General features: G+C 70.9%; 13 protein-coding genes and 1 pseudogene. 8 read left to right on the top strand and 6 right to left on the bottom strand.

The window, feature by feature from the left end:
• Positions 1-11 precede the first annotated feature (11 nt).
• The 4 genes from AB0J88_RS33375 to AB0J88_RS33360 all read right to left on the bottom strand — a co-directional run bounded on the left by AB0J88_RS33375 (position 12) and on the right by AB0J88_RS33360 (position 3,028).
• Positions 12-506 (bottom strand): PepSY domain-containing protein, encoded by a 495-nt coding sequence (locus AB0J88_RS33375; RefSeq protein WP_364356770.1) that lies wholly within the window; start codon positions 504-506, stop codon positions 12-14.
• 57 nt (positions 507-563) lie between these two features.
• The gene (locus AB0J88_RS33370; RefSeq protein WP_364356773.1) at positions 564-1,874 is read right to left on the bottom strand and encodes an ATP-binding protein; all 1,311 of its coding nucleotides are present in this window, start codon (positions 1,872-1,874) and stop codon (positions 564-566) included.
• Positions 1,867-2,532, bottom strand: a complete 666-nt coding sequence (locus AB0J88_RS33365; protein WP_364357403.1) for a response regulator transcription factor — start codon at positions 2,530-2,532, stop codon at positions 1,867-1,869. Before AB0J88_RS33365 ends, AB0J88_RS33370 begins: the two co-directional genes overlap by 8 nt.
• Before the next feature lie 61 nt (positions 2,533-2,593).
• Positions 2,594-3,028: a nucleoside 2-deoxyribosyltransferase domain-containing protein gene (locus AB0J88_RS33360; protein ID WP_364356776.1), complete on the bottom strand. Its 435-nt coding sequence runs from the start codon at positions 3,026-3,028 to the stop codon at positions 2,594-2,596.
• A gap of 259 nt (positions 3,029-3,287) precedes the next feature.
• On the opposite strand from AB0J88_RS33360, the gene AB0J88_RS33355 reads away from it, so the two are divergent.
• The 4 genes from AB0J88_RS33355 to AB0J88_RS33340 all read left to right on the top strand — a co-directional run bounded on the left by AB0J88_RS33355 (position 3,288) and on the right by AB0J88_RS33340 (position 8,721).
• Positions 3,288-5,030: a VanW family protein gene (locus AB0J88_RS33355; protein WP_364356779.1), complete on the top strand. Its 1,743-nt coding sequence runs from the start codon at positions 3,288-3,290 to the stop codon at positions 5,028-5,030.
• A gap of 24 nt (positions 5,031-5,054) precedes the next feature.
• Positions 5,055-5,987, top strand: a complete 933-nt coding sequence (locus AB0J88_RS33350) for an arabinan endo-1,5-alpha-L-arabinosidase (RefSeq protein ID WP_364356782.1) — start codon at positions 5,055-5,057, stop codon at positions 5,985-5,987.
• A gap of 171 nt (positions 5,988-6,158) precedes the next feature.
• The gene (locus tag AB0J88_RS33345; RefSeq protein ID WP_364356785.1) at positions 6,159-7,328 is read left to right on the top strand and encodes a TerB family tellurite resistance protein; all 1,170 of its coding nucleotides are present in this window, start codon (positions 6,159-6,161) and stop codon (positions 7,326-7,328) included.
• Positions 7,318-8,721: a hypothetical protein gene (locus tag AB0J88_RS33340; RefSeq protein WP_364356788.1), complete on the top strand. Its 1,404-nt coding sequence runs from the start codon at positions 7,318-7,320 to the stop codon at positions 8,719-8,721. Before AB0J88_RS33345 ends, AB0J88_RS33340 begins: the two co-directional genes overlap by 11 nt.
• Positions 8,722-8,741: 20 nt before the next feature.
• Here AB0J88_RS33340 and AB0J88_RS33335 read toward each other — a convergent pair whose 3' ends face one another.
• Both AB0J88_RS33335 and AB0J88_RS33330 read right to left on the bottom strand, forming a co-directional pair.
• The gene (locus AB0J88_RS33335) at positions 8,742-9,356 is read right to left on the bottom strand and encodes a helix-turn-helix transcriptional regulator (protein WP_364356791.1); all 615 of its coding nucleotides are present in this window, start codon (positions 9,354-9,356) and stop codon (positions 8,742-8,744) included.
• A complete protein-coding gene (locus AB0J88_RS33330; protein WP_364356794.1) occupies positions 9,353-11,467 on the bottom strand; it encodes an AAA family ATPase in 2,115 nt (704 codons plus the stop codon). Before AB0J88_RS33330 ends, AB0J88_RS33335 begins: the two co-directional genes overlap by 4 nt.
• Before the next feature lie 100 nt (positions 11,468-11,567).
• Here AB0J88_RS33330 and AB0J88_RS33325 point away from each other — a divergent pair, with 100 nt between their 5' ends.
• The 4 genes and pseudogenes from AB0J88_RS33325 to AB0J88_RS33310 all read left to right on the top strand — a co-directional run bounded on the left by AB0J88_RS33325 (position 11,568) and on the right by AB0J88_RS33310 (position 13,725).
• The gene (locus AB0J88_RS33325; RefSeq protein ID WP_364356797.1) at positions 11,568-12,287 is read left to right on the top strand and encodes an SDR family oxidoreductase; all 720 of its coding nucleotides are present in this window, start codon (positions 11,568-11,570) and stop codon (positions 12,285-12,287) included.
• Between the two features lie 19 nt (positions 12,288-12,306).
• Positions 12,307-12,498: pseudogene (locus AB0J88_RS33320) on the top strand (hypothetical protein); the annotation flags it as partial.
• Between the two features lie 128 nt (positions 12,499-12,626).
• Positions 12,627-12,998, top strand: a complete 372-nt coding sequence (locus AB0J88_RS33315; protein ID WP_364356800.1) for a DUF427 domain-containing protein — start codon at positions 12,627-12,629, stop codon at positions 12,996-12,998.
• Between the two features lie 13 nt (positions 12,999-13,011).
• A complete protein-coding gene (locus AB0J88_RS33310) occupies positions 13,012-13,725 on the top strand; it encodes an SDR family oxidoreductase (RefSeq protein ID WP_364356803.1) in 714 nt (237 codons plus the stop codon).
• Positions 13,726-13,735: the final 10 nt, after the last annotated feature.

Below are 13,735 nucleotides of genomic sequence, written 5' to 3'. Positions count from 1 at the left end.
GCTCACACCGGTCAGTTGTCGGCCGTCTTGCTCAGCACCTTGAATCCCGCGTCGAGGTCGACGTCCCACTCGGCGTTCGCGGCGTCGCGGACGTCGACCTCGTAGGCCGCCTCACCCTCGTCGCCGGCCTCCACCGAGGTGACCGTGCCGCCGCCGACCGCGGCCAGGGCCGCCTGCTCGGCCGATGCCCGCTCGGCAGCGCTGAGCACGCGACCGTCGCTGTCGGAGGATCCCTGGCCGATCACCTTGAGGTCCTTGTCGAGGGCGACGTCCACCTCGGTGCCGTCGTCCTTGCGGACCTCCACCTCGTACGCCTCGCCGGGGTCGTCGCTGGTCTCGACGTCCTGCACGGTCCCGGGGACCGCCTGCGTGGCCGCGTTGGCGACCCGCTCCCGCTCGCCGCCGTCGACATCGGCGCTCGCCGTGGTGGCCCAGACCGTCCCACCGATCCCGAGGACGACGACGGCCGCGACGGTGGAGATGACAACGCGCTTGGAAATCTTCATGAGACGCAGCGTGCCTGAAGGTCCCTGAAACCAACCTGAATGCACCTGAAGTCCGTTTCAGCTGGGGAGCCGGACGAGGAACCTCGCCCCGCCCAACGCCGCCGACGACGACGCCCCGACCGTTCCGCCGTGGGCCGTGACGATCTCCTTCACGATCGCCAGGCCGAGACCACTGCCGCCGGCATCCCGGGTACGCGCCTCGTCGAGCCGCACGAACCGCTCGAAGATCCGCTCGCGCTCGGACACCGGCACCCCGAGACCGTCGTCCTCGACCACCAGCTCGACCACACGGTCCGTCGCCCGCACCGCCACGGCCATCCGCCCCTCGGCGTGCCGGGCGGCGTTGTCGACGAGGTTGCGTACGACCTGGGCCAGCGACGTCGCATCGCCCCGCACCCGCCCGGCCCCGACGCCGGCCGTGTCGACCTCGAGCCCGGACCAGGCGACGCGCCGAGCCTCCGCGAGCACCAGGTCGTCCAGGTCGACATCCTGCCGCGTCGGGGCGACTCCCCGGGTGAGCAGCAGCAGCTGCTCGACGAGCCGCTGCATCCGTGCCGACTCCTCCAGCACGGCCGCGGCGAGCTCACCCTCGGGCAGGGCGCCCGGGTGGTCGCGGGTCACCTCGGCCACCTGGCGGATGGAGGCCAGCGGCGAGCGGAGCTCGTGGGAGGCGTCGGCGACGAACCGCTGCTGGCGGTCGCGCGCGTCCTCCAGCCGGCCCAGCATCTGGTTCATGGTGCGGGCCATGCGGTGGACCTCGTCGCGGGAGCGCGGCTCGGGCACCCGCCGGTCGAGCCGGTCACCGGTGATCTCCTCGACCTCGCGCCGGATGCGCTCGATCGGTGCCAGCGCCCGGCCCGCCACCACCCAGACGGTGCCGCCGACCAGCAGCAGGAGCGACGGCACGCCGACCAGCAGCGGGGTGACCAGCGCGTCCGTCGAGTCGTCGACCTCCTCGAGGGAGACGGCCACGGAGACGACGTAGTCCTCGGCGTCGGAGGTCACCACGAGATAGCGGTCGTCCTCGACGGTCGCCGAGCGCTCGTCCTCCGTGGGCAACGGCTCGCGCAAAGGTTGGGACGACCGCAGAACAATGCCGCGGGCGTCGGCCACCTGCCAGACGAGCTCGTCGAGCTCGTCGTCCGCCGACCCGTCTGCCGGCCCGTCCGCCGACCCGTCCGCCGGCAGGCCAGAGACCGCGATCTGCTCGGCGAGACCCGAGGCGCGCTGCTGGGCAGTGGTCTCCAGGCCGTCCCGCAGTGACGCGCGCACGAGCGCCACGAGCGCGACCGCGCCCACCAGCAGGGCGACCGCGACCACGAGCACCGCTACCGCCGTCGTCCGGAGCCGCACCGAGAGCTCAGCCACGGTCCCTCCGCAGCCGGTACCCCGCACCCCGCAGGGTCTCGATCGCCTCCCGACCGATCTTGTTCCGCAGATGCCGGACGTACACCTCGACGATGTTGGGGTCCCCGACGAAGTCGACGTCCCACACCCCGTCGAGGATCTGCCGTTTCGAGACCACGTCGCCGGGGCGGCGGGCCAGGAACGCGAGCAACGCGAACTCGCGGGCGGTGAGCTCGACCTCGACGCCGGAACGCCACACCCGCCGCGCGGCCGGGTCGATCCGGATGTCGCCGACCTCGAGGGTGGCGGGTCGCTCGCGCGCGCCCCGCCGGGCCACCGCACGCAGGCGCGCCACGAGCACCGGGAACGAGAAGGGCTTGGTCAGGTAGTCGTCGGCTCCGGTGTCGAGCCCTTCCACCTGGTCCCACTCACCGTCCTTGGCGGTGAGCATCACGATCGGCGTCCAGTCGCGCTCGGCGCGCAGCGTCGCGCAGACCTGATAGCCGTTCATTCCGGGCAACATCAGGTCGAGGACCATCACGTCGTACGTGTTCTCGCGCGCCAGCCACAGCCCGTCGGTGCCGTCGTGGGCGAGGTCGACCGCGAAGCCCTCCGCCACCAGTCCGGCCCGCAGGGACGCGGCGAACCGCTTCTCGTCGTCGACGACGAGCACGCGCATGGGCTCCTCCGGGCGGTCGGGAAAGACCATCCTCGCCCACCCGGGCTGAACCCGCGCTGAATCAGAGCGCCCGAACGACGTCTTCCAGCAGCTGGTCGAGGCGATTTCGCAACGGTACGCCGTACACCTCGGCGGTTATCTCGAGGTTGCGCCGGCGGCCGTAGGTCTCGTCGGCCCCGAGGACGAGCCTCCCGGACCGCAGGTGCAGACCGGTCTCGAGCAGCGAGATGGGTGCCGACGAACCCGCCGGGAACCACATGAGGATCAGGTCGGCGGCCTCGAGGGCGTGCAGCTCCCAGCGGATCTGGTGGTCGAGGTCGGCAAGGTCGAACTCGGGCCGGCGGGGGTTGAGCAGGACCAGGCCGTCGTGACCGGCCAGCGCCCGAACGACGTCGGCCTGCCAGTCCGGCGCCGCACCCAGATCGATGGCACCGCCGAGGAAGACCCGTTTCCCGGGCACGTCGATCGGATCGGGTGGGCCGATCACCACCGTCACCGGGTGACCTCGGGCTCACCCGGCGACGGGCGGCACGTCAGGTCGCTCTGGCCGTGGATCACGCCGAGCATCTCCAGTGTGAGCACACCGCCAAGGTACGCCCGTGCGAGGCGCCCCGCTGCCGTCGATCTCTGGTGCGTGCCGTCGACGAACGCTCGACGGTTGCGGCGGTGCGGCGGCTTTCTCGCTAGCATCCCGACGGGCGTTCGTCCGGGCGCCCGTCGGCCGTCGGCCGACCCGGCCGAGCCCGAGGTGGCGTGTGAGCCAGCACCCGCGAGCCAGCGACGCACCGACCGTGCAGTTCCCGGCGCCAGCCCTGGACGAGAAGCGTTCGCCGCGCCGGCGGCTGTTCATGGCGGGCGTCGTCGTCGCGGCCGTGCTGGGCGCCATCGGTGGCGCGGGCGCCTACGCGTACGCCGGTGAGGTCCCGCGTGGCACGTCGGTCCTCGGTGTCGACATCGGCGGCAAGAGCCGGTCCGAGGCGGTCGCCGCGCTCACGTCGGGGCTGGCCTGGAAGGTGCAGACCCTCGGCGCCCCGGTGCCGGTGCGGGTGGGCTCGCGTGACGCCGAGATCAACCCGGCCGACGTGGGGCTCGCGGTCGACGTCGAGGCGACCGTCGCGGCGGCCATCGAGCGCAGCACCGACCCGGTCAGCCTGCTGTTCGGCTCGCACGCGCTCGACCCCGTCGTCACGGTCGACGAGGGCAAGCTCCACGACGTGCTGGGCGCGGCCCTCGGCAAGGACTCGCGGGCGATGAAGCTGCCGTCGATCACGTTCGCGGGCACCACGCCCAAGGCGACCTATCCGGCGCCGGGGCGTGGCCTGCACGCGGAGAAGTCGGCGGACGCGCTGCGCAGCGGCTGGCTCGGCGAGGCCCCTGTGGTCGTGCCGATCGTCGACATCCACCCGGCGACCTCGACGGACGACGTCGACAAGCTGATCGCCGAGTTCGCCCGGCCGGCGGTCGCGGCCCCGGTCACCGTGACCACCGAGCGGGGCGACGTGACGGTGTCCCCGGCGGCGATCGCGAAGAGCCTGCGGCTGGTCGCCGACAAGTCCGGCCGGATCGAGCCGGGCCTGGACGCGAAGAAGCTACGCGCCGCGCTGGCCGGCCCGCTCGGCGCGGTCGAGGTGGCGCCGAAGGACGCGCAGGTCTCGATCGTGGGCGGAAAGCCCCGGGTGACGCAGGGCGCGGAGGGCCGGCAGCTCGACCTCGGCGCGCTCACCCCCGCGCTGCTGGAGGTGCTGCCGCTGCGGGACGGGCGCACGGTCGCCGGCACGCTCGTGACCGCGAAGCCCGCGACGACCGCGGCCGACATCGCCAAGCTCGGCATCAGGGAGCGCGTCTCGACGTTCACGACGAGGTTCACCGGCGGCCTGTCCGCGCCGCGCAGCCAGAACATCGTGCAGGCCGCCAAGGAGGTCGACGGTGCGCTGGTCAAGCCGGGTGCCGTGTTCTCGCTCAACGGGCGCACGGGCGAGCGCGGCTACGCGCAGGGCTACCGGGACGCGCCGGTCATCCTCGACGGCAAGCTCGTGCCGGGTGTCGGCGGCGGCACCTCGCAGTTCACCACCACCCTGTTCAACGCGGCCTACTACGCGGGGCTCGAGGACATCGAGCACAAGCCGCACTCGTACTATTTCGACCGTTATCCCGCGGTCATCGAGTCGACGATCTTCTGGCCGAACCTGGACCTGAAGTTCCGGAACGACACGGAGTACGGCATCGCCATCGACACCTCGTGGACCGCCGACTCGATCACGGTGTCGATGTACAGCACGAAGGTCTGGGACAGCGTGACGACCCAGTACGGCCCACGGCGAAACATCACCACCCCGAAGGTGACGAAGCTGCCGAAGAGCCCGACCTGCATCGCGACCAACGGCATCCCGGGCTTCACCCAGGACGCGTTCCGCGTCTTCAAGAAGGCCGGCAAGGAGGTCAAGCGCGAGAGGTTCACCTGGACCTACCTCGCGGAGCCGCGCTTCACGTGCGGATAGACGTACGTCTATGATGTGGGCATCATGGTCTCACTCGCGCACCTCGCCGTCGTGGTCGTCGCCGCCGTGGCCGTGGCGTACCCGAATCCGGGCCGGGTGACCGGCGACGTCAGCGTTCACGATCCGGCGATGGTGCGTCGGCCGAGCGGCGGATATCTGGTCGCGCACACCGGCAACGGCATCAGCCTGAAGACCTCGACGGACCGCACGGCGTTCCGCAACGCGGGCGCTGCGTTCCCGGGCGGCGCCCCTTGGACGACGACCTACACGGCCGGCAGCCGCAACTTGTGGGCACCGGACCTGACCTACGCCAACGGCCGCTACTGGATGTACTACTCGGCGTCCACCTTCGGCTCCAACCGGTCGGCCATCTTCCTGGCGACCAGTACCACCGGCGCCTCGGGCACGTGGGCGCACGCCGGCCTGGTCGTCGAGTCCCGCCCGACGGACACCTTCAACGCCATCGACCCCAACCTGGTGGTCGACGCCGCGGGCCGATGGTGGCTGAGCTTCGGATCGTTCTGGTCGGGGCTCAAGATGATCGCGCTCAACCCGTCGACGGGCCTGCGCTCCGGCACCACGACGGTGAGCATCGCGGGCCGCAACGGCGGCGCGATCGAAGCACCCTTCATCGCGCGACGAGGCGCGTACTACTACCTCTGGGTGTCGTTCGACCGCTGCTGCCAGGGAGCGGCAAGCACGTACCGCGTGATGGTCGGTCGTTCGGCCGACGTCACAGGCCCGTACGTGGACCGAAACGGAGTGGCGATGACCGCCGGCGGCGGCACGGAGGTGCTGGCCGGGCACGGCAGCATCCACGGCCCAGGCCACCAGGCGGTGCTCACCGACACAGACGGAGACGTGCTCGTCTACCACTACTACGCCGACAACGGCGCCGCACTGCTGGGCATCAACCTGGTCGCGTACGACACCACCGGTTGGCCGTACGTCTACTGAGGAACATCGCTGACCCGGAACGGACAACCGTTACAACGTGCGTGGGTCGCCTCGCAATGCCACCCATCGCCATTTCGTGGATGAGGACGTGGGCCAAGCTCGTCTGAAAGGACGTCGTCTTTCGTCGGTGGGTGCCGATAGCCTCTCGCCACAAGACGCGAAAGGGCTGGCGTGGACTCTCTTGAAGTCGGGCTCGGACGGTTGAAGGGCGTTGCCGGCGCCGCTGGACGGAAGGTTGCCGACACCACGAGCGTCGCGAGGCAATTTGTCGCCGATGCTGCTGACGATGCCCACGGGAGAGTGAAGCAGTCCGCCGAGCTGGTGAAGGCGAAGGCCGCGGGAGTCAAGGACAGCTTGTCGGAGCGGTCGGCCCGCACCCGCGCCGACTCGTTTGACGTGTCCACGCTCGACGTCGACGCGAGGTTGATTTACTGCCGGGTGTTGGTGAGTTTGGCGCTGGTCGACGGCCTTCTCGATCCTCGCGAGATCGCGAATCTGTACTTGTTCGCGTCGGCGATCGGTCTTGACGGCGAAGCTCGCTCGGAGTTACGCGGTGAGATCACCGGGGCGCAACGTGACGCGGGCAACCTCGACGCGACGGTGCAACTGGCCGGGGAATTGCACTCCCTCCTCGCGGACGATCAGCGCGAGCCGGTCTTCACGCTGCTGGTGCGCGATCTGGTGCGGATCTCGCGTGCCGACAGGCACGCCGCAGACGTCGAACGCGAGCGAATCGTGCTTGTCGCACGGCTCGTGTTCACCGATTCGGCCGACAAGGTTGTCCAGGCAACCGAACGGCTGGTGACGACCGAAGAGGACTTCGCGTCAGGAAAGATCACGACCACCCAGTTCGAGACCACCACCAAGGACATCGCTGCCAAGGCGGCTGCCTTCGGTGCCCCGATCGGCGCCGTCAGTCTCGCCGGCAGCGTTTCAGGCCTCGGCGGGGCGGGGATCACCTCGGGTCTGGCGGCGCTGGGGTTTGGCGGCCTGCTGGGTCTGAGCGCGATGGTCACTGGGATCGGCACGGTGGTGATTCTCGGGGTCGCGGTCCATCAGGGCACGCGCTTCCTGTTGGCGACCAACGAGCGCGAACGCGAGAAGCGGCGCGAGCATCTGATTCAGCAAGTCATCAAGAATCACCAGCAGGTGATAGCCGAGATCACCGACGACATCGCTGGCCTGGCCCACCGGATGGATGCCTCACTTGCGCAGTCCATGAGGAACGAACAGCGGCTTACCACGCTCCGGGCCGAGCTGGCCGCCTTCGAACTGGCCCTGGTGAATCTTCAGACGAGTCAGGAGGCCTTCGAACGGCGGGAGCCGCTCCGTGCCGGATGACCAGCTTTCGGCTGCTGCCACGGTCGTGGCTTACCAAGCCGTCACGCTGACCGACCTTCGGGGATTGTTCGACCAGGTGGAATTCGACCTCCGGGATGTCCTCGAACGGGAACTTCGGCTCAGCGACTCCTTGGACTCGATCGAATCCGAGTTCGACGCCGCACGCGCACGTCTCCTCGCTATGGGTGCCGTCGTGCCGGCCAAAGGCTCCGAGTCGAGTCCACCAGCAGCCGTGAATGTCGAGACACCGATTCGCCCGCGTTACTTCGTGCCCGTCGTGCCGGCTGACGACGACTTCGGTCAGCTCGTCAGGCTTGCTGAAGCCCGCTTGGATCTGTTGGGCATCGACCTGACCCAGGACCCGCTCCAGCAGGTTCTTCCCACCAGCCAGATAGCTCGCAGCCTGCGCAGCTACGGCGAGGAGCACGGCGACGTCAGTTGGAACAAGGCCGACTGGGCGGTCGTCCTGGCCGCCGGAGCCTTAGCGTCCCTTCTGGACGTCATCCTCGTCCGCATCCCGCAGGATTCCACCTTCCTCGGCAGGAAGTATTCGGGATCGCCCCTCACCAAGTGGCTCCAGGACGGTGACCGCGCACGGGGCATCCACGACCATTACTTCAAAAGGTTCGAGAAGCTGGCCAAAGTGCCGTACGACGCCGCCACCACCAAGGCCACCAACGGATTGGTCAGCGGCATGCGGCCGCATACCCATCGACTCCAGAGCCTCGGCCACGATCCGGCCATGGGTTTCCTCGTCGGCGTGGCGGATCTCATGCACGGGACCGGCACCTATATCGACAAGACGGGGCAACTGGTTCAGGTCGCGGTCAATGCCACGCCGGTCGGTCTGATCAGCGCTCTGCTCACTCAGGTGCGCCACCTGCTCTCGGACGTCTACACCCCTGCCGGCCTGCAACCCCCGTTGTTCAGCCTGCTTCAACTCGGCCAGGTTGAGTCGCCGTTCGCGTTGGGCCCTTCGGGCGTCAAGGTGCCTTGGACCGACGTCGCCCGCTACATGTATACGAACGGCTACGACCTGCGCCATTTCTTCACGATGGGCATCACGCCAGCCGTCGTGTCCTCCGTCATCCGTGGCTACTGGCTTCTCAACAGCTTTGCCACCGGGGGCACCGCCGCGCAACGGAAGCTGGAGCACGCCAAACTCACCTCCATGCTCCTGCTCGGCCATACCATCGCGACCTCGGGCACCCTTCTCAAGACCGGACTGCTGTTTGGCATGAACCCGGCCGCCCTCAACTACAACCAGATCCTGGCTATGGCGCCCGCCACCATCGCCTGGTTCAGAGAAGCCATCGCGCGGGACCACCGAATCAAGCAGGCCATGGACAACCAATGGCATGTGCTCCTCGCGGAATCGCAGATGCAGTCCTGACCTCGATCCTGCCGGCGCGCTCAGGGCTGTCGTGGAGCCGTCGCGTGACGTCCTTCGAGGACCCTGGGGAGTTGGGTGCGTGAGCTGATTCCGAGCTTTGTGAAGACCTTGCGCAGGTGGTACTGGACCGTGCGCGCGCTGATGAACAGCCGCGTCGCGATTTCCGGGTTCGAGAGGCCCTCGCTGGCCATGCGGGCGATCTGCGCCTCCTGTGTGGTCAGGTTGTGGTCGCGGGTCGGTGCGCGCGGGTGTGTCCTGCCGCCCGCAGCGCTCAGCTCGCGTCCCGCCCGCGCCGCGAACGCCGTCGCGCCGATGTCGGTGAACAGGTCGTACGCCGTCCGCAGTTGGAGACGCGCGTCCGTGCGCCGGCGCCGGCGTCGCAGCCACTCGCCGTAGAGGAGGTGCGCGCGGGCCAGGTCCACCCGCATCCGGGTGCGGCCCAGGTGGTCGAGGGCCGACACGTAGAAAGCCTCGTCCGAGCTCAGCAGCGCCTGCGAGCGTGCCTGGATGCCCAGTGCCCAGTCCGTGCCGCAGGCGACCCGCATGTCGGACAGCAGCGCGAAGACGTCGTGGGCCGCTGCCGGCTGGCCCGTGCGGACCGCGGACTCGACGAGCTCCGGCGCAGCCCAGATCAACGAGCCCGGATCCTGCGGGTACGCCGTCGCCCGGGACGCGGCCGCCAGCGCCTCCCGTAGTTGCCCAGGCCGTTGTGCAGCAACGCGTACGCCCATTCGGCGAACGTCAGTCCCACGCCCTCGCCCCGCCGCGCGACGTCCGCCTTAGTGGCCTCCACCAGCGCTGGGCCGGCGACCGCGTCGCCGCGGAAGGCGGCCAGGCCCAGCTCGCCGTACGGCGCCTGGCTGCTGCCCGTCGCCTCCATGATCGCGGTCATCTCGTCGGTCAGCGACGCCGCCGCGGCCAGGTTGCCGCTGAAGAGGTGCAGGTAGGCGCGAGCGGTGAGAGCCAGCGGCAGGTGTCCGAGCGCACCGGACGAGCGAGCCAACCGCAGATAGCGATCGGAGAGGGCGTCCCAGCCGTCGTCGTCCCACACCCGCAGGGTCGTCGTCACCGCCATCCACAACAGGTTCAAGTCGTCGGCGGACCGCAGGCCGGCCAGCGCTTCCCGCAGCACCGGCAGCCCGGCCGCGTAGCCCAGGTCGTAGGACAGCACCGTCCCGTCCAGGAGCAGGTCCGCCGCCCACGGTGCCGGAGCCGGCGGTGCGGCCCGCGCCAGGCGGGCCACCGACCGCACGTCGGCGGACGGACCCGCGAACCGGCCGGCGAAGATCGACGCCGACAGCGCCTCCAGATAGGTGGCCCGGGACAGCGCCGCGTCGACCTGTTCGAGGCGCTGCGCGGCCTGCACGAGCAACGGCGCCGCGTCGTGGCCCCGGTCGGTCACGAAGGCGAGCTCGGCCCGGGTCAGGTCCGCCTGCGCCCGCTGCTGGTCGGTCAGCGGCGCGTCAGCCACCGTGGCCAACAGGGACCGCGCCGCCTCGAACCCGCCGGCCCGCACCTCCGCCTGCGCCGCCGCCAACGCTCGCACGCCACGCTTCGCCGGGGCAGGGCTCAGCGCGGCCGCCCGCCGCAGGAACGCGGCCGCGGCCGCCGGGCCACCGCGCGCCTGGGCGCGCCCGGCCGAGCGCTCCAGCTCGACCGCCACCTCCTCGTCCTCGGTGGCGGCGGCCTCGGCCCGGTGCCATGCCCGGCGGTCCGGGTCGGTGCGGACGTCCGTGGCGGCGGCCAGCGCCTCGTGTGCCGCCCGCCGTTCGTCGGCCGGTGCGGCCAGGTAGACCGCGGACCGCGCCAGCGGATGCCGGAACCGGCCGTCGTCGTCGACCAGTCCGCCGTCCAGGCCCGGTCCGGAAGCCGAACGGTCGACACCCCAGCGCTGCGCGGCCCGGGCGACCAGTGCCGCGTCTCCTGACGGGTCCGCCGCCATCAGCAGCAACAGTCGCCGCGTCGGAGCAGGCAGCTCGTCCACGCGGCGCTGGAACTGCGACTCGATCCCGCCGGTCAGCGCCGCCGGCAGCCCGAACCCGCCCGCCAGGTCGGCCGGGCCGATCCCGCGCGGCAGTTCCAGCAGCGCCAGCGGGTTGCCGTGCGCCTCGGCGACGATCTGGTCGCGTACCCGGATGTCGATCGGACCCGCCAACGCCGAGTCCAGCAGGGCACGGGCCTCGGCGTCCGGCAGCGCGCCGACCGCGAGAGACGGCAGCCCGGCCAGGGACGGGGGCACGGAACGAGCCGCGAGGACCAGGCCGACCGACTCCACCTCGAGGCGGCGGGCCACGAAGGCGAGCACCTGCGCCGACTCGCGGTCGAGGTACTCCAGGTCGTCGACGAGGCAGACCAGCGGCCGGTCCGCCGCCACCGTGGAGAGCAGGCTCAGCACGGCCAGGCCCACGAGGAACCGCTCGGGCGGCGGCCCCGCGCTGATGCCGAACGTCGTGCCCAGGGCCTCGCGCTGCGGTGCCGGCAGGCGGTCGAGCACGTCCAGGAGCGGACCGCAGAGCTGGTGCACGCCCGCGTACGGCAGCTCCATCTCCGACTCGACGCCGGAGGCGCGGACGACCCGGCACGGACCGACCCGCGTGGCCGCGTGGTCCAGGAGCGCCGTCTTGCCCACACCGGCCTCACCGTGCAACACCAGCACCTGGCTCGCGCCTCCGCGGACGGCCTTGACCAGGTCGTCGAGCACCGCGCATTCGGTGCGACGGCCGGTGAGTCCGGCGGACCCGCGCACAACCCCACGCTAGCGGGGTCCGCTGGCCAGTGGCGGATGCGCCGCGCGAACGCCGGCGAGCAGGCTGTTCGCATCAGCCACCCGACCAGGAAGGAACCCCATGCCTGGGCTGCTGAAGGACCAGAGCGTGCTCGTCGTCGGGCGCGGCAGCGGGATCGCGTGCGCGGTCGCGGTCGTCGCCCGGGACGCGGGCGCCCGGGTGGTCGCCGCCGGGCGGGACGGGCGCGGGCTCGCCGACGCGTACGCGGGGGAGCCCGACATCACCACCGACACCGTCGACCTCACCGACGAGGCTTCGATCGCCGCGCTCGGCGAGCGCCTCGGCGCCGTCGACCACGTGGTCTCGACCGCCTCGGCGCGCGCCCGCGGCCATCTGGCGGAACTCGACCGGGACGCGGTGCGGCGCTCGTTCGACACCAAGGTGATCGGCCCGCTGATGCTGGCCAAGCACCTCGCGCACCGGATCGGCGATGGCGGCTCGATCACACTGTTCTCCGGCGTCGCCGCCTCCAAGATCGCCGTCGGCACGCTGGCCGTCGCGATCACGAACGGCGCCGCCGACATCCTGGCCCGCTCCCTCGCGCTGGAGCTCGCCCCCATCCGGGTCAACGCGGTCTCGCCCGGCGTCGTCGACAGCGGTGCCTGGGACGACCTGGGCGCGCGGGAGAAACAGGGCTACATCGACACCATCCGGCGCCGCAACCCCACCCGGAGCGTCGGCACCACGGGCGACATCGCCGACGGCGTGCTGTTCGCGATGACCAGCCCCTTCCTCACCGGCACGACGCTGCACATCGACGGCGGCGAGCCACTCACCTGACGAGCGAAAGGCACCGACCATGGGACTCTCCTGGCAGCAAGGCCCGCTGGCCGCGCACTCCGTCGGCCGCTTCCTGGTGCCCGACCCACTGCCAGAACGCCTGTTGTACGCGGAGCCGCTGCGCCGCCGCCTGCGGGTGCGGTTCGGCGGCGACTGGATCGCCGACAGCGAGGACGTCGTCCTGCTGCACGAGCCGGGCCGCTACCCGGTCGCGTACTTCCCGGAGCGGGCGATCGCGCCCGGCGTGCTGCGCGCGAGCGACCACACCACGAGCGGATCTTCGGGCACGCCGCCGACATCTACCACCGCATCGACATCCGCCGGACCTCACGCCACCTCGTGGTCCGCGACGGCGACCGGATCGTCGCCGACACGGTGCGGCCACGCGTCCTCTACGAGTCCGGCTTCGCACCGCGCTGGTACGTGCCGCGCGCCGACGTCGACACCGGCGCGCTGGCGTCTGTGGAGCGCCAGACGTTCTGCCCGTACAAGGGCCTCGCCAGCTACTACGACATCGGTGACCGCGCCCGGGCCGCCTGGTCCTACGAGGAGGCGTGGCCCGAGGTTCACCTCATCTCCACCTTCGTCTCGTTCGAGCCCGACAAGATCGACGTCGACCTCGACGGGCGGCGGCTAGCGCTCGAACCCGGGCAGGCCGTCGTCGCGCACGGCATCGACCGGGACTTCGACGAGGTCTTCGCCACCACCTGACAGGAGGAGCATCATGAGCACCCTACGAGACCGCACCGTCCTGGTCGTCGGCCGCGGCAGCGGCATCGCCCGGGCCACCACGCTCGCGGCCCGCGCCGCCGGCGCCGACGTGATCGTCGCGAGCCGGGACGCCGCCGCCCTCGACCAGGCCTACGACGATCCCGGCATCACAGCCGAGAGCGTCGACCTGACCGACGAGTCCAGTGTGGAGGCGTTGGCCGAGCGACTCGGCCACGTCGACCACGTCGTCTCCACCGCCTCGGCCCGGGCGCGCGGCACGGTCGACGCGCTGAAGCCGGACGTCGTCATCGCCTCGCTCAACACCAAGGTGGTCGGCCCGATCCTGCTCGCGAAGCATTTCGCTCCACGGATGCCGCGGGACGGGTCGTTCGTGCTGTTCTCCGGCGCCACCGCGGACAAGCCGACCGTCGGAATGCTCGCCGTCGCCGCGACCAACGGCGCCGTCGACGCCGTGGCCCGGTCGCTGTCGGTGGAGCTGGCGCCGATCCGGGTCAACTCCATCTCGCCGGGCACCATCGACACCGGCGCGTACGACGCGCTCGGCGACCAGAAGAAGGCGGAGCTCTACGAGCAGCGCCGCACCCACGTGCCGGCCCACCGCGTCGGCACCTCCGACGACGTCGCCGACGCCGTCGTCTTCGCCCTGACGAACACGTTCCTGACCGGAGTGAGCCTGCACGTAGACGGCGGCGAGACCCTGGTCTGAAGGAGGGGAC

The sequence above is a fragment of the Asanoa sp. NPDC049475 genome (assembly GCF_040676915.1).
Taxonomy (GTDB): domain Bacteria; phylum Actinomycetota; class Actinomycetes; order Mycobacteriales; family Micromonosporaceae; genus Asanoa.
The sequence above is the reverse complement of the archived record's forward strand: the minus strand, read 5'-3'. Positions and strand labels throughout refer to the sequence as shown.

Excerpts from the sequence above, each read along its gene's own strand:
- AB0J88_RS33325 (WP_364356797.1), top strand. The coding sequence starts at position 11,568 with ATGCCTGGGCTGCTGAAGGACCAGAGCGTGCTCGTCGTCGGGCGCGGC.
- AB0J88_RS33350 (WP_364356782.1), top strand. The coding sequence starts at position 5,055 with ATGGTCTCACTCGCGCACCTCGCCGTCGTGGTCGTCGCCGCCGTGGCC.
- AB0J88_RS33365 (WP_364357403.1), bottom strand. The coding sequence starts at position 2,532 with ATGCGCGTGCTCGTCGTCGACGACGAGAAGCGGTTCGCCGCGTCCCTG.
- AB0J88_RS33375 (WP_364356770.1), bottom strand. The coding sequence starts at position 506 with ATGAAGATTTCCAAGCGCGTTGTCATCTCCACCGTCGCGGCCGTCGTC.
- AB0J88_RS33310 (WP_364356803.1), top strand. The coding sequence starts at position 13,012 with ATGAGCACCCTACGAGACCGCACCGTCCTGGTCGTCGGCCGCGGCAGC.